Origin of the sequence: Nonlabens sp. (genome assembly GCF_018401815.1) — a bacterium.
Classification (GTDB): Bacteria; Bacteroidota; Bacteroidia; order Flavobacteriales; family Flavobacteriaceae; genus Nonlabens.
Genome location: NZ_JAGYKG010000001.1, coordinates 701312 through 722463, shown reverse-complemented (window position 1 = coordinate 722463; position 21152 = coordinate 701312). Strand labels below are relative to the sequence as shown.

Annotated in this window: 20 protein-coding genes; 9 read left to right on the top strand and 11 right to left on the bottom strand. The window is 36.4% G+C overall.

The features are described 5' to 3' along the window. Nucleotides 1-21 precede the first annotated feature (21 nt). From KG732_RS03205 to KG732_RS03175, 7 genes are all read right to left on the bottom strand, one after another. Nucleotides 22-3399 (bottom strand): T9SS type A sorting domain-containing protein, encoded by a 3378-nt coding sequence (locus KG732_RS03205; RefSeq protein ID WP_213520934.1) that lies wholly within the window; start codon nt 3397-3399, stop codon nt 22-24. A gap of 82 nt (nt 3400-3481) precedes the next feature. Further along, nucleotides 3482-4093, bottom strand: coding sequence for a hypothetical protein (locus KG732_RS03200; protein WP_213520933.1), 612 nt, complete (start codon nt 4091-4093; stop codon nt 3482-3484). 125 nt (nt 4094-4218) lie between these two features. Continuing rightward, nucleotides 4219-4821 carry a DUF6252 family protein gene (locus KG732_RS03195; protein WP_213520932.1) on the bottom strand — a complete coding sequence of 201 codons (603 nt, stop codon included), beginning with the start codon at nt 4819-4821 and terminating at the stop codon, nt 4219-4221. Nucleotides 4822-4944: 123 nt separating this feature from the next. Beyond that, nucleotides 4945-5547: a hypothetical protein gene (locus KG732_RS03190; protein WP_213520931.1), complete on the bottom strand. Its 603-nt coding sequence runs from the start codon at nt 5545-5547 to the stop codon at nt 4945-4947. Between the two features lie 126 nt (nt 5548-5673). Then, nucleotides 5674-6276 carry a hypothetical protein gene (locus KG732_RS03185; protein WP_213520930.1) on the bottom strand — a complete coding sequence of 201 codons (603 nt, stop codon included), beginning with the start codon at nt 6274-6276 and terminating at the stop codon, nt 5674-5676. A 181-nt stretch (nt 6277-6457) separates the two neighbouring features. Beyond that, nucleotides 6458-7060 (bottom strand): hypothetical protein, encoded by a 603-nt coding sequence (locus KG732_RS03180; RefSeq protein ID WP_213520929.1) that lies wholly within the window; start codon nt 7058-7060, stop codon nt 6458-6460. 130 nt (nt 7061-7190) lie between these two features. After that, nucleotides 7191-7790: a hypothetical protein gene (locus tag KG732_RS03175; protein ID WP_213520928.1), complete on the bottom strand. Its 600-nt coding sequence runs from the start codon at nt 7788-7790 to the stop codon at nt 7191-7193. Nucleotides 7791-8553: 763 nt separating this feature from the next. On the opposite strand from KG732_RS03175, the gene KG732_RS03170 reads away from it, so the two are divergent. Together KG732_RS03170 and KG732_RS03165 are read left to right on the top strand one after the other, a co-directional pair. Next, the gene (locus KG732_RS03170; RefSeq protein WP_213520927.1) at nt 8554-9690 is read left to right on the top strand and encodes an SPFH domain-containing protein; all 1137 of its coding nucleotides are present in this window, start codon (nt 8554-8556) and stop codon (nt 9688-9690) included. Between the two features lie 132 nt (nt 9691-9822). Continuing rightward, a complete protein-coding gene (locus tag KG732_RS03165; RefSeq protein ID WP_213521237.1) occupies nt 9823-10914 on the top strand; it encodes a DNA helicase PriA in 1092 nt (363 codons plus the stop codon). Nucleotides 10915-11113: 199 nt separating this feature from the next. Here the strand turns inward: KG732_RS03165 and hemF are convergent, their stop codons facing one another. Genes hemF through KG732_RS03145 form a run of 4 tightly spaced genes read right to left on the bottom strand, consistent with a single transcriptional unit; the run spans nt 11114 to nt 14491 of the window. Then, on the bottom strand, nt 11114-12016 hold the full coding sequence (gene hemF, locus KG732_RS03160; RefSeq protein ID WP_213520926.1) for an oxygen-dependent coproporphyrinogen oxidase: 903 nt from the start codon (nt 12014-12016) through the stop codon (nt 11114-11116). Nucleotides 12017-12039: 23 nt separating this feature from the next. Then, nucleotides 12040-12807, bottom strand: coding sequence for an EI24 domain-containing protein (locus KG732_RS03155; RefSeq protein ID WP_213520925.1), 768 nt, complete (start codon nt 12805-12807; stop codon nt 12040-12042). 9 nt (nt 12808-12816) lie between these two features. Beyond that, a complete protein-coding gene (hemE, locus tag KG732_RS03150) occupies nt 12817-13842 on the bottom strand; it encodes a uroporphyrinogen decarboxylase (RefSeq protein WP_213520924.1) in 1026 nt (341 codons plus the stop codon). Further along, complete coding sequence (locus tag KG732_RS03145; RefSeq protein WP_213520923.1) at nt 13835-14491, bottom strand: uroporphyrinogen-III synthase; 657 nt, start codon at nt 14489-14491, stop codon at nt 13835-13837. Before KG732_RS03145 ends, hemE begins: the two co-directional genes overlap by 8 nt. 350 nt (nt 14492-14841) lie before the next feature. Between KG732_RS03145 and KG732_RS03140 the strand changes: the two genes are divergently transcribed. The 7 genes from KG732_RS03140 (at nt 14842) to KG732_RS03110 (ending at nt 21086) form a co-directional block, all read left to right on the top strand. Further along, nucleotides 14842-15432 carry a Crp/Fnr family transcriptional regulator gene (locus KG732_RS03140; RefSeq protein ID WP_213520922.1) on the top strand — a complete coding sequence of 197 codons (591 nt, stop codon included), beginning with the start codon at nt 14842-14844 and terminating at the stop codon, nt 15430-15432. Nucleotides 15433-15483: 51 nt separating this feature from the next. Further along, nucleotides 15484-16359: a DUF1732 domain-containing protein gene (locus KG732_RS03135; RefSeq protein ID WP_213520921.1), complete on the top strand. Its 876-nt coding sequence runs from the start codon at nt 15484-15486 to the stop codon at nt 16357-16359. Then, nucleotides 16359-16958 carry a guanylate kinase gene (gmk, locus tag KG732_RS03130; RefSeq protein ID WP_213520920.1) on the top strand — a complete coding sequence of 200 codons (600 nt, stop codon included), beginning with the start codon at nt 16359-16361 and terminating at the stop codon, nt 16956-16958. Before KG732_RS03135 ends, gmk begins: the two co-directional genes overlap by 1 nt. Then, nucleotides 16942-17532 carry a nicotinate (nicotinamide) nucleotide adenylyltransferase gene (gene nadD / locus KG732_RS03125; protein WP_213520919.1) on the top strand — a complete coding sequence of 197 codons (591 nt, stop codon included), beginning with the start codon at nt 16942-16944 and terminating at the stop codon, nt 17530-17532. Before gmk ends, nadD begins: the two co-directional genes overlap by 17 nt. Nucleotides 17533-17636: 104 nt before the next feature. Next, complete coding sequence (locus tag KG732_RS03120; RefSeq protein WP_213520918.1) at nt 17637-18290, top strand: metal-dependent transcriptional regulator; 654 nt, start codon at nt 17637-17639, stop codon at nt 18288-18290. Then, nucleotides 18290-20599 carry a TonB-dependent receptor gene (locus KG732_RS03115; protein WP_213520917.1) on the top strand — a complete coding sequence of 770 codons (2310 nt, stop codon included), beginning with the start codon at nt 18290-18292 and terminating at the stop codon, nt 20597-20599. The genes KG732_RS03120 and KG732_RS03115 overlap by 1 nt, the downstream gene beginning before the upstream one ends. Nucleotides 20600-20612: 13 nt before the next feature. Beyond that, on the top strand, nt 20613-21086 hold the full coding sequence (locus KG732_RS03110; protein ID WP_213520916.1) for a thioredoxin fold domain-containing protein: 474 nt from the start codon (nt 20613-20615) through the stop codon (nt 21084-21086). Nucleotides 21087-21152: the final 66 nt, after the last annotated feature.

The following is a 21152-nucleotide window of genomic DNA, read 5'->3' as shown; positions in this document are numbered from 1 at the left end:
TCATTTAAACAGTTAATGAACTTAATTGATAGGGACTTGATGGACTTCAGTTTGTCCGGCGTGAGTGATATGCATGACATAAGTTCCTGTAGTTAAATGTGAAACATCAAATGAAGTTCCCAACTCATGCCTAGTGATGTTCAACACTTGATTGCCACTAAAGTCATATAGTTGAAGACTCACCAAATAAGTGCAAAGACTTGTTCCTCCTACGTCAGTTATTCCATCGCTACAGGATCTGGAGTAAAAAGTCCACTCCGGATTTTGTACCATATCAACAGCAATTATGGTGCTGGCAGGAACTGGCGAAATCACAAAATTGCTACTAACGATGCCGCTTGGGTTTGTTGTAGAACAATCGTCGCTAAAGCTGTCTAAGTCTTTTACAAACTCTACCCATTCTGACCAGCCACAAGCATTTCTTGCTCTTACTTGAAATCGAAATAATTCATTACAGTCTGGATAGATACCAACCGTGTTATCTCTTCCAGTTCTTTGATCGCGATCCCAATAGGCAATAGATGTAGGTAGTTTTTGCATTTCTATGTCATCTACTAGATCATAACGCTCTATTTCATTTATACGTAACGCAACTAGATCATAAAAGCCATTTGTGGGATATACGGATAGAAAAGTATTAGAATCTATTTCTGTAACAAAAGCATTATCAAGATTAGGAGTTCCAATATACAGTTGACGACTAAAACTTTGGCTCGGTCCTACGCCGTTGTCTAAAATTACTTGTACGTAAGCTGGCCCGTTTTCTAAAGCCTCAAATTGAGCAGAGTATCCATTTCTAGAGATAATTGCCAGATTATCACTAATCACGTAAGTAGGTTGCACAGCCACTTTACATTCATTTTCAAATCCCATAGTAACAATATCTCCTACACACATGGTTGATGGACTGGAGAAAGAGGACATATCCACAGGGAATTGAGGAGGTAATACTTGACCATTTGGGAGTTTTAAACTTTCAATTAACCAATTTATACTATCTTGATTAAAACTAGTATGTCTAGTATTTACAGACTCGCCATAATAGCTATCAAATGGAGTGAGCCTATTGGAGTCACAGGTTAAATCAAAATTTAATGGGTTATTCCAGTTTTGATCAGGATTAAGATGTGCAATCGCTGAAAACGAAGGGATAAAGGAATTTATAGGATTCAATGTCCTTACTTGTGTATCATCGGTAGCAGAAGTACCAATAATGTTATCATTAAACCATCTGATCATATCTGTTCCTGCTGTGCCGTAGTCAGGTATATTTGAAGTGAGGTATAAGCTTCGTCTTCCAGTAATGGCGTCTGCAAGTTCTTGTTGTGCTAAAAACCATCCGCCAGGAACGTTGTCCATATTACCGCGTTGATTATTGTTGGGTGCTATTACTGTTTTAGTTGTCGGAATTTTATAAAACTTTGCTACACGCTCATTAGCACCAGAAGACATAAAGTGCGAGTCTAGGGAAGCAATATGCGTTCTGAAAACAACGCTTCCTATTGGCAACTCGATTTTGACTCTGGCAAAACTTTTCACACCCAATACTTTTTCACCATCAGCAGCATAGGAATAAAAACCTCCATCTTCATTTGGTAAGGTAGATAACCTACTTCCGGTAAGAGAGCCGTTAATAATGGCCAAGTTTTTAGATTTAGTAGGAAAGCCATTAGAATTGGGTAGTCCATTTACGGCTTGATTATTAAAATGCTCAGTAAAAGAAGAATTTCCTCTGTCTTGACTAAATCCTTGTAATAGTGTTTGTGCATTCAATAAATTTTGGTCTACATGATGATGCGACTGCCCAGGAGCTTGTCTATGAAATTCAATGAGTTGTTGCTTTGCAGCAGGAGAGGATAATTGTTTATCGTAAAAATCTTCGGCAGCATTATTATCTTCGTCGGACAACATTTCCTTTATTAAGAAAATTAATGCTTGATCTCCTAAAGGAATATTCGCACCTAGATGCGGACTATCTATACTTACCCAATGCGATACGTTATGATCCCATGTGCTACTGTCTTGCGTTTGCTCTTCCATGGCTTCCATATAAGCCAGAGCATAACGAGATATCTGTCCTCCCATACTAGGTCCTACGAGCTTTATTTGAGCGGTACTTCCTGTAGATGCCATTCTTGACTTCGTTTCTTGAAGCAATTTGATCAATGCCATGGCATTGCTTTCTATATAATAAGCACCACCATCTATAGTGAACATCTCGCCAGTGTTTATATCTACGGTATCATAGGTAGGATGGTTGACCATGATGACGTCAAAGCCTTCTGCTCTTAGTTTTTCTAGTGCGTTTTCTGGATTCCCTTGTGTGTTTTGGAAGTATTGAAAATCGTACATGCTGTCATGCAAAGCAGGATCAAATTGCCCATTTTCTTTATTTACTGCTGCGCAGTCAAGATCTTGACCACAATCGCAGTCTTCTATTTTGCGTTTATCTCCTGGATCAAAGCCATCGAGAATAATGATGGGGTTGTCTAGTTGGTTGTTCCCGGCATCATTTTCTGAATAGAAAATACGGTAATCAATTTCAGCTAAAATAGTAGGGTCATTGACCTCATAACCCGTAAACGGAATATCTGCTATTATTCTGCCATTTTCCTTATACGCATCTCCTGCGCAATAAGGGGATAATGTTTTAGGTCCTATTTGTGTTTGGTATTTGAAATAAATACTGGATTTTGTAGTGATGCTCGTATTGTCCTCATAAACTATTTGATAGGTAGCTATCTTATCTCCATCAGTGTTATAATTAACTTGTATTTGTTGCGTCTGTAAATTATAGTTATTGATCAGATTTCTAGGAACTCCATCCCCAAAATCTGCTGTTAGCGTCTTGATACGTTGCTGTTGATTTTGAAAAAGATAGGTTGGATCAATTTTATAGGTGATTCCAGTTCCTGCAATAGCTTTGTGCAGCGGTGCAATAACCGTAGTATGTAAGGTATAGAAAGGGGGCTGCCCAGCAATTTGAGAAAATTCTTGGGTGTTTTCATCATAGGTTAAACCACCTTGCTGTACCTCTTCAAAACGGTAATTCAGTAGTTGAAAATCGGTATTCAATATACCTAAGGGAACTACATGATTTGTTTCTTGTTGCATCAGACTATCTAATGCTGATGCATTCATAAAGAGCACTTCATTACTCGCACGATGCATCTCGCTTAGTGCTTGTTTAAAATAAGTATAGTCGGCAGTGTCAAAGTCTGGTTCCCTGTTAAAGTTGTAGAGATTTGCAAATTGTACTACTCGTTCATAAATGATACCGCTAGTAACACTAGCCTGGTTGACGTTAACTAGGGCATCATCAAGGGTTTTTTCTTGATTTTGTGCCGTAGCGTTGCATAAGGATAATCCTATTCCTATGCTAAGAAGAATTCTTTTCATAAATTTGAGTGTTTAATGGTTAATAAAAATGCTTGTTAGTTGTTAAATATTTATAGACTGCCGCTCCAACGGCAGTCTTGTTTTAATTAAAAGGTGTTGTTGGAAGTGAAATACTGTCTATATCAAATCGACCTAAGTCAATTATTAAACTGTCAGTTTCTGATTGACTATTGTAAAGAATAGCTTGAAATGTTCCTGCATGAATAGAAAATTCTCCTGGTGACCTCTGGAGTTTTGTTATATCGATTGAACCAGAATTATCTTTTGACAAATAAAGTTGATATGAATTAAACTCTTCACTCCAAACTCTTGCATAAATATAAGTGTGATTGGGACCATCTAACTCTCTTAAGCCATTTGCCAATCTTATGGGATATACACCGGTATCGCCATCTGGATTTCCGAATAAGTTTTCCATATGTATGATCAACGATGTAGTGCGATTACTTTTTCGATCATATGCGTGAATTTCCCAATTACTGTCCTCTGACCTTAATGTTGTTAACCCTCTATTATCACTATTAATCGTACTTCTACCATCTCGAGGTCTAAAAAACTTCCCGTCGATCAAGCAGCCAAAGGTGTTTTCTCCAGTCATGGTAATGGGAGGTAATAAGGATGCTGGATCTACTGTGTCATCGCTGTTGCAAGCGGTGAATAGTATGGTTAGGAGTAATAGGTATATGGTTTTCATAATTGGTGTTTTTTAGGCTTTCGCGAAAGCGTTACTGTCAGCAATCTTTTGAATAATTGGAATGTTTTATAAAATGTGTGTTAGTTGTTAAATATTTATAGACTGTAGCTCTAACGGCAGTCTTTTTAATTAAAATCTGTTTGTAATAAAGTGATGGTATTGATATCAAATCTACCTGATTGAATCCTTACTGTGTCTTGTGGATTTGCAATTGATATCATTTGGACTTCAAAAGTTCCTGAAATGATATTACCTGTGCTAGAGTTTCTAGTAATGCGATTTACTTCAATAATGCCACTGTTTTCATAAGAGACATACCACTCAAGCCTATTAGTATTACTATTATAAATTCTTCCATGTACATATGTATTATTATTTCCATCAATGTTCAAAAGACTATTAGAATCATCAACTTGATAAGTTCCTTCACCTATGTTAAGTAAATCTTCAATATGTAAATCTAAACTACCTGTGTTTTGCGACTTAAAATCTGTAACTAATAGTTCAATATTACTGTCTTCAGATAATACAACTCTTAACCCCCTATTATCACTATTAATCGTGCTTCTGCCATCTCGAGGTCTAAAGAACTTGCCGTCGATCAAGCAGCCAAAGGTGTTTTCTCCAGTGGTGGTAATGGGTGGTAATAAGGATGCGGGATCTACTGTGTCATCGCTGTTGCAAGCAGTGACCAGTATTGCTATGAGTAATAGGTATATGGTTTTCATAATTGGTGTTTTTAGGCTTTCGCGAAAGCGTTACTGTCAGTAATCTTTTGAAAAATTGGAATGTTTTATAAATGTGTGTTAGTTGTTAAATATTTATAGACTGCCGCTCTAACGGTAGTTTTCTTAATTAAAATTGGTTTGAAGTAATTTGACAGTGTCAATGTCAAATCTTCCGAGAGTTACCTTAATTGTATCATTTTGATTTTGAGAATTAATTAATTTGGTTTCAAAGGTCCCTGAATGATAAAAGTAAATTCCAGGGCTTCTTTCTAATCGAGAAACATTGAGTAAGCCGGAGTTTTCATAAGATAAATAAGTTTGATAACTACCTACTTCATTATTCCAAATTCTACAATGGATATAACTATTGTCCATACCATCTATTCCTCTAAGGCCGTTTGATTCATCTATAACATATGTGCCAACCCGATGAATATCTATATCTTTTACACGAATTAATATACTAGAGACTTTAGAACTTTTATAGTCGTGAGCGTCTATTTCAATACTATTATCCCCTGAACTCCTTAAAATCAGCCCTTTATTATCACTATTAATTGTACTTCCACCATCTCGAGGTCTAAAGAACTTACCATCAATAAGGCAGCCAAAGGTGTTTTCTCCAGTCATGGTGATGGGTGGTAATAAGGATGCTGGATCTACTGTGTCATCGCTGTTGCAAGCAGTGACCAGTAGTGCTATGAGTAATAGGTACATGGTTTTCATAATTGGTGTTTTTTAGGCTTTCGCGAAAGCGTTATTGTCAGCATTCTTTTGAATAATTGGAATGTTTTATAAAATGTGTGTTAGTTGTTAAATATTTATAGACTGCAGCTCTAACGGCAGTCTTTTTTATTCCCAGTTATGTTGTTGCAAACTAAACGCGTCTAAATCAAATCGTCCTAATTTTATTTTTAAAGTGTCGTTGACGTCATTGAAATTAATCAACTCAGCGTCAAATGTTCCTGAATATATATGTGATACATTTGGGGTATATTCTCTTTTCGTAATCTCGACAATACCAGAATCTTCGAAAGACACATAATTTTGATAGCCTACTTCGGAATTTTTCCAAAATCTACCATATATATAATTTTGATTTGGTCCATCCAATCCTCTTAGGCCAGTAGCTGTTTTTATGTGGTACAAGCCTTCGTTCAAGACAAATAAATCTTCTAGGTGAATAAACAATGACCCAGTTTTATCGCTTTTTCGATCAAACACATGAATTTCCCAGTTGTCTGTTTCTGTTTGAACAACTCGTAACCCCTTATTATCGCTATTAATGGTACTTCTACCATCTCGAGGTCTAAAGAACTTGCCGTCGATCAAACAGCCAAAGGTGTTTTCTCCAGTCATGGTAATGGGTGGTAATAAGGATGCTGGATCTACTGGGTCATCGCTGTTGCAAGTAGTGACCAGTAGTGCTATGAGTAATAGGTACATGGTTTTCATAATTGGTGTTTTTTAGGCTTTCGCGAAAGCGTTATTGTAAATGCTATTCCTATGCTTAGAATAATTCTTTTTTATGCTGAGCGAAGTAGAAATGTCATCAATAAGTTGGTTTACTGGTTCCTAATTTTTGCATTAGTTCTTATATGTTATTGAATGGCTATAGTCGGTGCGACAGTCTATTTTAATCGAAAGATGTAAACTGCAAGGATATAGAGTCTATATCAAATCTTCCTTTGCTTATATATAAACTATCTGCTGCGTTATCGATGTTAACTAGACTAGCGTTAAATGTTCCGGAAATGATATAGTAACTTCCAGGGTTATGGTTATCTGCAAGAATTTCTATAAAACCTGAATCAATAAAGGAATGATAATTTGAATAATTTTGTGTTTCGCTATTCCAGAACCTTCCATAAATGTAAGAATTGTTTGGGCCGTCTAAACCTCGAAGCCCATTAGCAGAATTAATCGGATAAATACCTATTGAGTTTACGAAAAAATCTTCGATATGAATATAAAGAGAGCCAGTCCTTTCGCTTTTTCGATCAAACACATGAATTTCCCAGTTGTCTGTTTCTGTTTGAACAACTCGCAAACCCCTATTATCACTATTAATCGTACTTCTACCATCTCGAGGTCTAAAAAACTTCCCGTCGATCAAACACCCAAAAGTATTTTCTCCTGTCATGGTAATGGGTGGTAATAAGGATGCTGGATCTACTGGGTCATCGCTGTTGCAAGCGGTGGCTAGTAATGCTATGAGTAATAGGTATATGGTTTTCATAATTGGTGTTTTTTAGGCTTTCGCGAAAGCGTTATTGTCAGCATTCTTTTGAATAATTGGATTGTTTTATAAAATGTGTGTTAGTTGTTAAATATTTATAGACTGCCGCTCCAATGGCAGGTAGCCTATTTTAATCCCAATCTTTCCATTGAAGTGAGAATGATTCAAGATCAAACCTTCCCAATTCAATAAATATGGTATCATTGGAAATTTGAGTATTGATTAATTTTAACTGGAAGGTCGAGTTATGGTAGTCTGCTTGACTTTGAATTATTTGATTATTTAACTGTATTATTCCAGAATTAGGATAAGTTACATAGCGTTGATAGCCAAGCTCTGTATTTTTCCATATCCTACAATGAGCATAATTATTATTTAACCCATCAATACCGCTTAATCCATTAGACTCTTGAAACTCATAAGTACTTGATGAATTGTTTTGGAAGTTTTCAAGATGAATAAGTAAACTAGACGTTCTTTCGCTTGCAAAATCTCTAATGTCATATTCAACATTTGTAGTCTCTGTAGTTATTATTCTTAGTCCTTTATTATCACTATTAATCGTGCTTCTGCCATCTCGAGGTCTAAAGAACTTGCCGTCTATCAAACAGCCAAAGGTATTTTCCCCCGTCATGGTAATGGGTGGTAATAAGGATGCTGGATCTACTGAGTCGTCGCTGTTGCAAGCGGTGGCTAGTAATGCTATGAGTAATAGGTATATGGTTTTCATAATTTTGTTTAAATTAAAGTTGATACTGGATTGGATTCAGTGTGAAAGCAGACTCCATAATTTATAGTTAGTGTGTTATGTAGCGCTACTTCTAAAATTACAATGGTGTTATCTCAGTTTAACCTTGGAGGTACTTTAGCGTATAAAGGACTTCCTGCTTTAATAAGTTCTTACATTGTAATTTGAGATTATTGGTAACTCATGATTTAAACTTTTACGTAAATCATTCATTAACAACATATTAAATATAGAGTATTGTTTAAGTATTATGCAAATTATACTAGTCTAGATTCATGAATAAAGAGTCTGTTTTCATGAATGTCTTGTGTCATAAAATTATTAAACTACTGTAAATCAAGTGGTTAAATTGTAACTTTGGACATAAAAAAATTACTGATAACAGCAGCTTTACACATCTAGAATTTATTCAAAAAGCCCATAATCAGGACCCCGTTATAGACCATTAGACTGACGAATAGCAAAAGGAATACGACATCAATAGCCATCGTCGTATGGTTAAATCAAATTTTAGATGTTTATTGGTAAGCATTTATTGCTATAGGATGACAACCCGCTTTCGGGGTAAAAAGCTAGATCTAAATGGTAACAATTTCATATCTGTAACTACCTATTCAAAGGAGTCGGTTGTCTTTTGACGTTCAAAAAGAATGCAGTGCCGTTGCAAATGCTGTATTTTAAAAATTATAAAGCAGCATTTTCCTTAAAATTTGTACCTTCATATTCAAATTTAAAACCGACCACAATGGGAATATTTGATAAGATTAAAGAAAAATTAAGCCACGAATTTATAGACATTATCGAGTGGCTGGATTTTACAGATGATACGATTGCCTACAGGTTCGAGCGTTATCAAAACGAAATCAAAAATGGAGCAAAACTCATTGTACGGGAAGGACAAACGGCCGTCTTTATAAATGAAGGCCAATTGGCAGATGTTTTTGAACCAGGAACTTATGACCTGACCACACAAAATTTACCTATTCTTTCTACCTTAAAGGGATGGAAATACGGCTTTAACTCTCCTTTTAAAGCTGAGGTTTATTTTGTCAATACGACTTTGTTTACTGATGAAAAATGGGGTACTAAAAACCCTATTACGTTAAGTGATGACCGCTTCGGTTTGGTCGAAATCAGAGCATTTGGTACGTATGCATTTAAAATAGCTGACTCAGGTAAATTTATTGTTGACATTGTAGGAACGGACAATAATTTTACCAATTTTGAGATCAATGAGCACCTTAAAAGTTTGATTGCTACTCGATTTACAGATACGGTAGGGGAGGCCAACCTTCCTATAGAGTTGTATGCTGCAAATACATCAGAGCTTTCTGAAACTTGTCAAGAAGTGATGAAATCAGAGTTTTTAAGCGTAGGAATTTCGTTAGAGAAATTCTATATCGAGAATGTTTCTATGCCAGAAGAACTCAAGAAAGAGATCTTTGAATACAGCCGTCTGGACAAAATCGATTTGGATAAGTTGACCAAATTTAAAACGGCTAAGGCCATTGAAGCAGCTGCAAAAAATGAAGGCGGAACGGCTGGTGCAGGAATGGGGATGGGGATGGGATTTGTCCTCGCTCAACAAATGGGCAACATGATGTCTCCTCAAATGGGCGGGCAGCAACAAGCGCCACAACAACAAAATCAAGCTTCGGCCATGCCACCACCTATGCCACAAGCAACCAGTTATTTCTATGCATTGAACGGTGCGCAAACCGGTCCAGTTCCATACGAACAATTGCGTTCTTTGTTTGCCAGTCGAACGGTTAACAAAGACACTTTAGTCTGGAAAGCTGGTATGGATGGTTGGAAGGCACTTAGTGAGGTGGAAGAATTAAAAGGATTTTTAGGTGGTAATACGCCGCCACCATTACCATAAAATCGCCTAATTGTCATCTGAGTTGCAAATTTTTAATTGCCGATGATCAATTTTGGAAGATGACCTTTTTCAATTGGCAATAAGCAAGGGAATGATTTGATAAACAATAATTGAAAACTTCATACTTTGAATATAGAACCCGCTGCACACTCTGAGCGTAAAAAATCTTGTATCAACTGCGGTGCTGCGCTTACCTATGAGCCAGGTACAGATCTGATAACTTGTGATTACTGTGGTCATAAAGAAGTTATAGCTTCGTCTGAACAGCAATTTCAAGAATTAGAACTCCATAATTATTTAAAGCATATGGGTGCTCAATCCCATTCGATGGAGATTTCTATGCTGCATTGTAGAAATTGTGGGGCCAACCAGCACGTAGAGGAAAGCTACAAATCCTTGCATTGTGTGTATTGTACCATGCCATTGATTATTGAAGATGCTTACCAGGACGATTGGATTTTACCAGGAGCTGTGGTTCCATTTAGTTTTAAACAAGACAAGGCACATCAGATTTTTAAGAAATGGGTAGCAGGACTATGGTGGGCACCTAATAATTTACAACGCGCTAGTCTGAGCCCAGAAAACACTAAAGGACTTTATGTTCCTTATTGGACTTTTGATGCAGAGTTGTATGCACAATATGAAGGGCAAAGAGGAGAATATTATTATGTAACCGTTACTTCTGGATCAGGTAAAAACAAAAGGACAAGGCGAGAACGTCGCACCAGGTGGTATCCAGCGAGTGGAGACGTTTCTGGCTTTGTAGATGATACTCTTGTAAAAGGATCCATTCAAAAAGGAGGACAAATTCCACAGCAAATCGCTTTTTGGAACTTAGAGGAATTAAAAACTTTTGACACCAGATTTCTTGCCGGCTATGTCACTGAAAAATATACGATTCCTTTACAAGACGGACACTTGGAGGCAAAAGAAAAAGCTAGGGATATAGCCACAGCATGGGCACGGCGTGATATAGGAGGCGATACGCAACGTGTTCATAGAATAGAAATGCAGCTGAGCGACGAGACTTTTAAGCACATTTTATTACCAGTGTACATCAGTTCCTATAAATTTAATAGCAAACGCTATACCTTTTATGTGAATGGACAGACAGGAAAAATTCATGGAACTAGACCTTATTCTTTTTGGAAAATATTCTTAGCGATTCTAACTGCTTTGATTGTTATGGGAGCGATTGTTTATTTTGCGAATTTGAATCAATAAGTATAAGGTTTTCGCATTCTCACTGAATCGAGTTCCACATCAACTTCTTTTTTTCACAATAGAAAGCGGAATATTTAAACGAGTTCCAATAAGGAGAATGAATCATTAGTTACCGGCAGCGAGTCCTAGGATAAGGCCTGTTGACTTACAACCTAAAATACTTGGGGCTCTATTTCCTCTAGAAAGGCTTAGGAATAGGCTACACCCAATCCATCGGATTTTGTAATACCCGAAGCAACTTTTCTTCTTCACTTCCAGCTTCTGGATGGTGGTCGTACACCCATTGAACATGTGGTGGAAGGCTCATTAAAATGCTCTCGATACGGCCATTTGTTTTAAGTCCAAAAAGGGTTCCTTTATCATGTACCAGATTGAATTCTACATAACGACCACGACGTATTTCTTGCCAGTTGCGTTGTTCTTTCGTATAGGGTAAATCTTTTCTCTTTTCTACTATGGGAACATAAGCGTCCAGAAAATGACTTGCCATATCGGTTTGAAAAGCCAACCAATCTTCCATAGAAAACTGTTCTGAAGCCTTGCAATAATCGTAGAATAAACCACCTATTCCGCGGGCTTCATCTCGATGGGAGTTGTGGAAATAGGCATCACATTTTTTCTTAAAAATAGCGTAGTCAGCTATTTCATGTCGATCGCAAACGTCTTTGCATACTTGATGGAAATGACGCGCATCTTCTTCAAATAAATAATAAGGAGTCAAATCCAGCCCACCACCGAACCAAGAATCAACCATTTTCCCTGTAGCATCATACAATTCAAAGTATCGGAAATTAGCATGTACGGTAGGAACCATCGGATTTTCTGGATGTAGCACCAGGCTCAATCCAGTAGCGTAGAAATTACAGTCTTCTACCTTAAAATAAGCTTGCATTGCTGCGGGCAGGTCACCATGAACGGCACTTATGCTAACACCTCCTTTTTCAAATAGGTTTCCCTCTTGTATGATGCGAGACAAACCTCCACCACCTTCTTCACGATGCCATTCATCTTGAAGGAATGTTGCCTTCCCATCCATGGCTTCTAATGTGGAGGTAATGGTGTTTTGAAGGCCTACTATAAAGGAATAAAATTGTTCTTTCAAGATTCTAGTTTTGTAGCAAATGCTTATTGCTGATGGGGCATTCGTATCTGCTGTTCTTTTAATAATTTTAATGTGGTTGTACTCGCTGCGGTAACGGCAACTGGTAAAACAAGAATAATTCCTACAACAGGTATGAAAAGCAGGGCCATAAAAATGATTCCGTTTCCTATGGCATAGCCTTTATTCTTCTTTATAAAGGAAACACTATCACTGTATTCATAATGTCGTTCTAAGGTGTAATCCATATTTCCAAAACCTGCATAATAAGCCTGTACAAAAAACAGGAGTGGAGTGGTCACAAAATTTACCACCGGTATAAATGAAAGAATCAGGAGCGGGATACTAATGCCTATCTCATAAAATAAGTTCCTAATGTTGATGCGTAAACTACGTATTAATTGCTGGGTATTGCTTGTTTTTCTATGTGTATGAGGATGGTGAAGTTCGGGGTAGAGGTATTTTTCTATACGCTCAGAAACTGGTGACATAAATGGTGCGCTCAAAGCCATCACCAAATGTTTGTAAAGAATAAAACCTAAAATTAGAATGACAAGAGCACCTAGCCAGGTAGCTATAGATGTAAAGGGTTTACTTCCCCATTCCCATACCCAGGCTTTTGCAAAAAATCTACCTAGATGGTCTGATAGTCCATAAGCTGCAAAAAAAATAGCAATCCCAAAAAGCAAACTTATGGCCATAGGAACAAAGAAAAACGGCCAAAGCTTTAATTCATTGATCAGTTTAAAACTGTCTCTATAAGATAGTAGTCCTGTCAGGATTTTTTTAAGCATAAATCAAATTTATTGACCGTATTCCTTTACCGCATCCACAAATGCTTGGGCATTTTCTACTGGGATATTAGGTAAAATCCCATGTCCTAGATTAGCAATAAAACGGTCTTTACCAAATTCATTGATCATTTGAGTAACCATTTTCTTGATTTCAGCTGGTGGAGAGAACAGTCTTGATGGATCAAAATTACCTTGTAGTGTAATATTTCCACCCGAGAGGTAACGTGCGTTTCTAGCGCTACAGGTCCAGTCCACTCCTAGAGCACTCGCGCCACTTTTTGCCATATCCCCTAAAGCAAACCAGCATCCTTTACCGAAAACGATTACTTCCGTATGCGGTTTCAAGGCATCAATAATTTGCTGTAGGTACTTCCAAGAGAATTCTTGATAATCAGTAGGAGAAAGCATGCCACCCCAAGAATCAAAAACCTGAACTGCATCCACTCCGTGAGTTACTTTTTCTTTAAGATAAGAAATAGTAGTATCTGTAATTTTTTGCAATAAGATATGTGCTGCTTCAGGCTGTGTAAAACAAAATTCTTTTGCCTTATCAAAGTTTTTACTTCCCTGTCCTTGTACACAATAACACAAAATAGTCCATGGAGATCCTGCAAAGCCTATTAAAGGCACACGGTTATCCAATACTTTTTTAGTCATGTCTATAGCTTCAAACACATAACTTAAGGAGTCTTTCACGTCGGGAACGATTACTCGATCCAGGTCTTTAACCGTTCTAATAGGCTTAGGTAACCAGGGGCCTATTCCATTTTTCATTTCTACCTCAATATTCATAGCTTGTGGTATCACAAGAATATCAGAGAAAAGTATGGCTGCATCTGGACCTATCTGATCGATAGGCATGACGGTGATTTCTGTAGCAAGTTCAGGGGTCTGACATCTGGTAAAAAAGTCATATTTTGACTTGAGTTTCATGAAATCCGGTAAATACCTTCCTGCCTGTCTCATCATCCATACTGGTGGACGTGCTACTTCTTCACCTCTTAATGCTTTTAAAAAAAGATCATTTTTAATCATTGCGTAACGCTTTTATTGCGGTTATCAGTGTGTTTTCTACGGTTTGCTTTGTTGCTATTGTTACGTTGTTATAGTAGGAAGCAGCAGTACTAGCGGTGGTCTTTCCTATACAAATTGCGTTAAGAGGTTGGTTGTGGGGATTCGCTTTCGCGAAAGCGTGTACACCTCTAGGACTATAGAAAATTACCGCTGCAAAAATACGATCAAAGCTTTTCATGACGGCAATAGATCGGTAAACAAAAAGTTCTTTTAAAGGTATATTTTCTTTAAGAAATAACGATGGAAGTTCATCTCTACGTTGTTCACTACATAAATATAGGAAGCTTTTATCTGGATAGTTATTAATTAATGTTTTTGCAAGATCTACTGCGTTATTAGCAATATGTATAGGATGGATGCCTTTTTTTTTTAAATAAAAGGCGGTAACCTCACCCACGCAGTAAACATTTTTTAGGAATTTACGATGGGCTACTAACGCTGGAATAGCATTCTGGCTTGAAACAATAACTTGATCCCAGTTTTCAATAGAATCAATTCCAATGGGTTGAATTTTTAACAAGTCATAGTGGGTAAGACTATAGCCCGTATTTAGAACGAGTTCTACTTGTGGTTCCGTTAATCTTTTTGTGGAGAGAATGCTGTCCTTCATAATACTAGCAATATATTATTTTGGCGTTGAAAAGTAAGCGTTTACTCTATTAAATTGTGTGTAACTCTACTTGATGTTAATGCATTATTACTTGTAGGCAGGCTTTACGTTTTATTTTTAGAGCCTTTTTTATAAAGGGCATGCTTGTTTTTAGGAAGAGAATGTTTGTCAAGATAAGGGTTATCTATTTTTAAGTTTTAAAAACAGGTATAGATATGGGGTTTATCTAGAGTCACATTTATGATAATGGTAGATATATATTATTAAGGAGTTTTTTTTGTGTAAATTTGATTAACACGGAGTGAGAGGGAATTTACTAGGGAAATAGCACAATAATTAAATTTATTATTATGGAATTACCATCGTTTTTATATGATTTAACAGGAGAGGGTGATCAACCATCATTGGAATATGTTAGTGAGGTTTTTAGTATGTTGGAGGTGGTAAAGATGCATAAAAAACAAGTTTTATTGCATTTAGGTGATATCGCTGATAGTATTTATATTGTTAAATCAGGGGTGCTGAAGGGCAGTATAATGGATGAAAAGGGGAAAATGCATACGGTGAGATTTGTAGCAGATGGTGATGTAATGACCTCTATGTACAGCTTTATAGATCAAACACCCTCAAATTTACAAATTGAATGCATTGAAACAGGTGAAATATTATGTTTTAAATTTCAAGATTTTGAATACATGAGTAAATTGTACCCAGGTCTTTCCCCATCTTTTTATAAACTTATGTTGAAGCGCTATCACAGCATGTTAGATGAAAAGTCTCGCATGATAAGTCATGATGCTACCATTCGTTATGTCAAATTTATCGAGCGTTATGCACGTATTGTAGACCGGCTTCCACTCAAGGAAATTGCTTCTTTTTTAGGAATCAGACAACAATCTCTAAGTAGATTGCGCGGTAAAATGGACGATATAGCCCATTGATCAAATCTTCTACTATTCTTAATCATTATCTTTGCACTAAAAGTGTAGAGAATGATTACTTCTATGACGGGTTACGGTAAAGCCGTCCATCAATTATCAGATAAAAAAATAACAGTTGAGATACGAACACTCAACAGTAAAAATCTAGATCTTAATATAAGACTCTCTTCGTTATACAGGCAGCAAGAGTTACCTTTAAGACAAGTCGTTGCCAAGTCTTTATTGCGCGGTAAAATAGATTTTTCTGTTCATATAGAACAAACAGGCGTCACAGCAAATTCTAAGTTGAATCTAGAATTAGTAGAGGGTTATATGAAACAAATGGCGCAACTAGAAGGGGTGCTGTTTGAAAATTCAAGGCATAAAATGAAGTTGTTAGAAATGGCCACTCGATTCCCAGATGTCTTTTCACAAGAAAGTAATGAGGCTCCAAAAGAGGATATCGCAGCTATTCAAAAAACGGCAGAGATGGCCATAACTGCTGTCCAAGAATATAGGGATGAAGAAGGCAATGTCTTAGAGCTTGAATTCAATAAACGCATTGCTAATATCAAAGAACTTCTAGAACAAGTTATTGAAGAGGATAAGGATAGGCTTGCAGAGGTCAGAACACGTTTAGAAAAAGCCGTGTCTGATTTAAAAGAAAAAGTGGATCAAAATAGATTTGAACAAGAGCTTATCTATTATCTAGAAAAATATGATATCACTGAAGAAAAGGTACGTTTAGAAAATCATTTGAATTATTTTATGGAGACCATGTCCATTCCAGAATCTCAAGGTAAAAAACTCGCTTTTATATCTCAAGAAATAGGCCGCGAGGTAAATACCATAGGAAGCAAAGCAAATCACGCGAGCATGCAACAAATGGTCGTACAGATGAAAGACGAATTAGAGAAAATTAAAGAACAACTCCTTAACGTATTGTAATGGAAGTATTGCCTAAACTGATTGTTTTTAGTGCGCCTTCAGGTGCGGGGAAAACCACTTTAGTAAAACACTTATTAACTAAAGACGATCTCAACCTAGCCTTTTCCATAAGTGCGGCTTCTAGAGAAGCTCGCGAAGGAGAAGTGGATGGAAAAGATTATTATTTCTTAGGGACTAAGGAATTTAAGAACCGCATCAAAGCAAAAGATTTTTTAGAATTTGAAGAGGTGTATCAAGACCAATTCTACGGCACTTTAAAAGAAGAAGTGGAACGACTTTGGGGCCAAGGAAAAAATGTCATTTTTGATATAGATGTAGTAGGTGGATTGCGTTTGAAAGAAAAATTCCCCAATCGTACACTGACTATTTTTGTGAAGCCACCATCTATCAATGAGCTTCAAATACGATTAAAAAAGCGCAAGACTGAAACAGCAGAGAAAATTGCCATGCGCGTAGCAAAAGCCAGCACAGAAATGGCAACAGCGCCACAATTTGATGTCATTATAAAAAACGACGACTTATCCGAAGCAAAAGCTTTGGCATATCAGACGGTTCTGGAATTTATAAATAAGAAAGTCAGTGATGACAAAGCAAAATAACATAGGTTTATATTTCGGAACTTTTAATCCGGTACACATAGGTCATCTTGCGATTGCAAATTATATAGTGGAAAATAGTGATCTCGACGAAATCTGGATGGTCATTACGCCTCATAATCCTTTTAAGAAGAAAAAAACATTACTGGACGATTACCAAAGACTTCATATGGTACATCTAGCTACTGATGATTATGATAAAATCAAAGCTAGTAATATTGAATTTGGTCTTCCGCAGCCTAATTATACTGTAAACACCCTAGCGCACCTTTCTGAAAAATATCCGGATAAGGAATTCACGCTTATTATGGGAGCAGACAACCTAAAAAGTCTTCATAAATGGAAAAATTACGAAGTGCTTCTTGAAGATTATAACATTATTGTCTACCCAAGAGTTTCAAATGGTGAAATCCCTAAAGAATTTGAAAATCACCCCAGGATAAAAAACATTCCTGCTCCTGTCATGGAAATTTCTTCTACCATGATACGCAAGAGCATTGCAGAAGGGAAAGATCTTCGATATTTTATGCACCATCAAGTGCAGGAATATGTAGAAGAAATGCATTTCTATAAATAGACAATAGACAAGTTAAAAATGAGTATAGATTTTCTATATATCTATTTTTAGGCAAACCTAAAAATTAGTTTACCTTTATAAAAATAATATTTTACCTTTGCCAAATGCATTCTATTTCTGAAGAGAACTATATCAAAGCTATTTACCACCTTCAAGAAGGTCAAGCGCTCGTTTCTACAAATGATATTGCTGGACGTATGAAGACCAAAGCATCGTCAGTTACAGATATGCTTAAAAAGCTTGCAGATAAAAAGCTTGCAGAATATATTCCTTATAAAGGAGCAAGACTCACAGAAAATGGAGTGCTATGTGCTAATCAGATTATTAGGAAACACCGTCTTTGGGAAGTTTTTCTAGTTGAGAAACTGGATTTTTCTTGGGATGAAGTGCATGATGTAGCAGAGCAATTAGAGCACATTCAGTCTCCTAAATTAACTAATGAGCTGGATAAGTTTTTGAATTATCCTAAACATGACCCACATGGAGATCCAATTCCAGACTCTAAAGGTAATTATGAGAAATATACTCAAGTAGCTTTAGGGGATTTAGAAATAGGGCAGCAAGGTGTTTTAACAGGGGTTGTGAATACTTCAAGAGACTTTTTACGGTACTTAGATAAACACGAGATCAAGCTAGGTGCTCAAATTCAATTATTAGAAATAGAAGAATTTGACGGCTCTTGCCGCGTTAAGTCAGATGGTCGAGAATTATATATATCAAAGCAGACAGTAGAAAGTTTATTTGTCAAAATTAAATGATGGAGAAATTAACATGGAATTTTATTGCTTTAGTTTTTTTTTCAAATTTGAGTTCTGCACAAGAATTTGAACAAAAGGAAATTAAAAACACTTTTACCATAGAAGGTGTAATTACTAGTGCAAACAAAGTAGTTCCATTTGCAAACATATATGTGCCAAAACTGAAAAAAGGAACTTCTTCTGATCAAAATGGAGTTTTTAAATTAGAAAATTTACCACAAGGACTCCTTAAAATTAGCGTAAGTGCAATAGGCTATCAAAGTTCTGTTGTAGAGGTGAATTTAAGTGACGATAAAAAACCATTTATCCTCAAAGTAAATTTAAAAGAAGACCTAGGATCTTTAGATCAAATAGTTATTACAGGTACTCTCAAGCCAGTCAGAAAATTAGAAAGCCCAGTGCCAGTTGAGGTGTATACTCAAAGTTTTTTTAAGAAAAACCCAACACCATCTATCTTTGAATCCTTACAAAATGTAAATGGTATCAGACCACAACTTAATTGTAGTGTTTGTAATACGGGAGATATACACATAAATGGTCTAGAAGGTCCTTATACCATGGTGTTGATTGATGGATTGCCTATAGTAAGTGGTCTGTCTACCGTATATGGTCTTACGGGTATTCCCCAAGCGCTTATAGAGAGAGTGGAGATTGTGAAAGGTCCGGCATCTACATTATATGGTTCTGAAGCAGTAGGTGGAGTGATCAATGTAATAACTAAAAAACCAACAGGAGCAAATAAGCTAAGCTTTGATAATTTCACAACATCATGGGGTGAAGTAAGTACAGATGTTGGAACAGGTTATCAATTGTCAGATAAGACCTCTGGTGTTTTAGGGGTTAGTTATTTTAATTATCAGAATCCAATTGATAATAACGGTGACGGATTTACAGACATGACTTTGCAGAATAGAATTTCTATTTTTAATAAAATAAACTTTGATAGAGAAGATGGTAAGTTATTCTCCATTGCAGGAAGGTATGTTTATGAAGATAGATGGGGCGGCGAGATGGACTGGACTAGCGCAGACCGAGGTGGAGATGAGGTTTATGGAGAAAGTATTTATACCAGTAGATGGGAAACCTTTGGAAGATATGATTTGCCTACTGATGAGGATTTGAGCTTTCAATTTAGTGGGAATGGACATTCACAAGATTCATTTTATGGAACCACTTCTTATGATGCAGATCAATACATAGGATTTGGTCAATTAACTTGGAGTAAAAAACTAGGTTCTTCACATGATTTACTTGCAGGCGCCGCTTATCGTTATACCTATTATAACGACAATACTTTTGCGACCGCAACCGCTGACGGTTTTGGAGACCAACCATCTGTAATTCATTTACCAGGAGTATTTGTACAAGATGAAATAGCTATTACAGATCGCAAAAAATTATTGTTAGGTGTGCGATATGATTACAATAGTATTCATGGAAATGTGTTTTCACCACGTGTAAATTACAAGTGGTCTTCTAGAGATAAATCTAACGTCTTAAGGCTAAGTGCTGGTAACGGTTTTAGAGCAGCAAATGTATTTACAGAAGATCACGCGGCACTCACTGGTGCTAGAGAAGTTGTTTTTGAAGGAGAACTAGAGCCAGAAACGTCTTGGAATGCAAATGTGAATTATGTAAAAACCTTTAGAACTAAAAACAATACCTTTTTTAACTTGGATGCAACAGCATTCTACACCTATTTTACAAATAGAATACTGCCAGATTACGAAACTGATTTTAACAGGATTATTTATAGCAATCTAGATGGATTTTCAGTTTCTCAAGGGGTGTCATTAAATGCAGATGTTGTCTTTAGAAACGGTTTAAAAGTTCTAGCTGGTGCAACGTTACAAGACGTGTCCATAAAGGAAGATGGAGTGCGTACACGACAATTATTAACTGAAGGATATAGTGGGGTCTGGAGCATTAGTTACAAGATAAAACCTTGGGATTTGAATATTGATTATACAGGAAACCTTTATGGACCTATGAGATTACCTCTTATAAGTAATACAGATCCTAGAGATGAATTTTCACCAGTATTTAGCGTTCAAAACATCCAGCTTTCTAAAACTTTTGGGACCCAATGGGAAGTTTATGGGGGTGTTAAGAACCTGCTTAATTTTACTCCAGCATCTAATAGTATAGCAAGAGCATTTGACCCATTTGATGAAGGTGTACAATTTGATCAAAGTGGACAGGCTGTTGCCACACCTAACAACCCTAACGCACTTACCTTTGACCCAAGTTATGTGTATGCTAGTAATCAAGGAGTAAGAGGCTTTTTAGGTTTTAGATTCCGTATTTAGTAACATGAAGTTTATGAAAACTGTTTTTCTTATCATATTAGTTTGTTTGCTTCCATTAGTAATGGTTGCCCAAAAAAACAGCACTATAAAAAACTATAGTTTTGAAGAATTGGACTTAGTATTTGAGCAAGAAGATAAACCAGCTGTTATTTTTTTACACACACAATGGTGTAAATACTGCAAAGCAATGATGGAAGACACCTTTACAGATAAAAAACTAACAGCAATAATGAATCAGAATTTCTATTACGTCCCTTTTGATGCAGAAAGTAAAGAAGATGTCATTTTTAAAAATGTAAAATTTAGTTACAAACCTACTGGTTATAGAACTGGAATCCACGAAATAGCTCAAGAGTTGTTGAGTCAAAACGAAGACAAATCATACCCAGTACTTGTAATTATAAATAAAGACCTTGAAATACTTTACCAGTATTCAGGGTTTTTAGATGAACAGGAAGTCACTAAAATATTAAACCAATTTATTTAATGCTAAATCAGGAATATATAAGAATGTATTCTTTATGAATCATTTGATATCTAAATACAATCTCGC

Excerpts from the sequence above, each read along its gene's own strand:
- KG732_RS03205 (WP_213520934.1), bottom strand. The coding sequence starts at position 3,399 with ATGAAAAGAATTCTTCTTAGCATAGGAATAGGATTATCCTTATGCAAC.
- KG732_RS03155 (WP_213520925.1), bottom strand. The coding sequence starts at position 12,807 with ATGCTTAAAAAAATCCTGACAGGACTACTATCTTATAGAGACAGTTTT.
- KG732_RS03190 (WP_213520931.1), bottom strand. The coding sequence starts at position 5,547 with ATGAAAACCATGTACCTATTACTCATAGCACTACTGGTCACTGCTTGC.
- KG732_RS03200 (WP_213520933.1), bottom strand. The coding sequence starts at position 4,093 with ATGAAAACCATATACCTATTACTCCTAACCATACTATTCACCGCTTGC.
- nadD (WP_213520919.1), top strand. The coding sequence starts at position 16,942 with ATGACAAAGCAAAATAACATAGGTTTATATTTCGGAACTTTTAATCCG.
- gmk (WP_213520920.1), top strand. The coding sequence starts at position 16,359 with ATGGAAGTATTGCCTAAACTGATTGTTTTTAGTGCGCCTTCAGGTGCG.
- KG732_RS03195 (WP_213520932.1), bottom strand. The coding sequence starts at position 4,821 with ATGAAAACCATATACCTATTACTCATAGCAATACTGGTCACTGCTTGC.
- KG732_RS03180 (WP_213520929.1), bottom strand. The coding sequence starts at position 7,060 with ATGAAAACCATATACCTATTACTCATAGCATTACTAGCCACCGCTTGC.
- KG732_RS03135 (WP_213520921.1), top strand. The coding sequence starts at position 15,484 with ATGATTACTTCTATGACGGGTTACGGTAAAGCCGTCCATCAATTATCA.
- KG732_RS03185 (WP_213520930.1), bottom strand. The coding sequence starts at position 6,276 with ATGAAAACCATGTACCTATTACTCATAGCACTACTGGTCACTACTTGC.
- KG732_RS03175 (WP_213520928.1), bottom strand. The coding sequence starts at position 7,790 with ATGAAAACCATATACCTATTACTCATAGCATTACTAGCCACCGCTTGC.
- hemE (WP_213520924.1), bottom strand. The coding sequence starts at position 13,842 with ATGATTAAAAATGATCTTTTTTTAAAAGCATTAAGAGGTGAAGAAGTA.
- KG732_RS03140 (WP_213520922.1), top strand. The coding sequence starts at position 14,842 with ATGGAATTACCATCGTTTTTATATGATTTAACAGGAGAGGGTGATCAA.
- KG732_RS03170 (WP_213520927.1), top strand. The coding sequence starts at position 8,554 with ATGGGAATATTTGATAAGATTAAAGAAAAATTAAGCCACGAATTTATA.
- KG732_RS03120 (WP_213520918.1), top strand. The coding sequence starts at position 17,637 with ATGCATTCTATTTCTGAAGAGAACTATATCAAAGCTATTTACCACCTT.
- KG732_RS03115 (WP_213520917.1), top strand. The coding sequence starts at position 18,290 with ATGGAGAAATTAACATGGAATTTTATTGCTTTAGTTTTTTTTTCAAAT.
- KG732_RS03110 (WP_213520916.1), top strand. The coding sequence starts at position 20,613 with ATGAAAACTGTTTTTCTTATCATATTAGTTTGTTTGCTTCCATTAGTA.
- KG732_RS03145 (WP_213520923.1), bottom strand. The coding sequence starts at position 14,491 with ATGAAGGACAGCATTCTCTCCACAAAAAGATTAACGGAACCACAAGTA.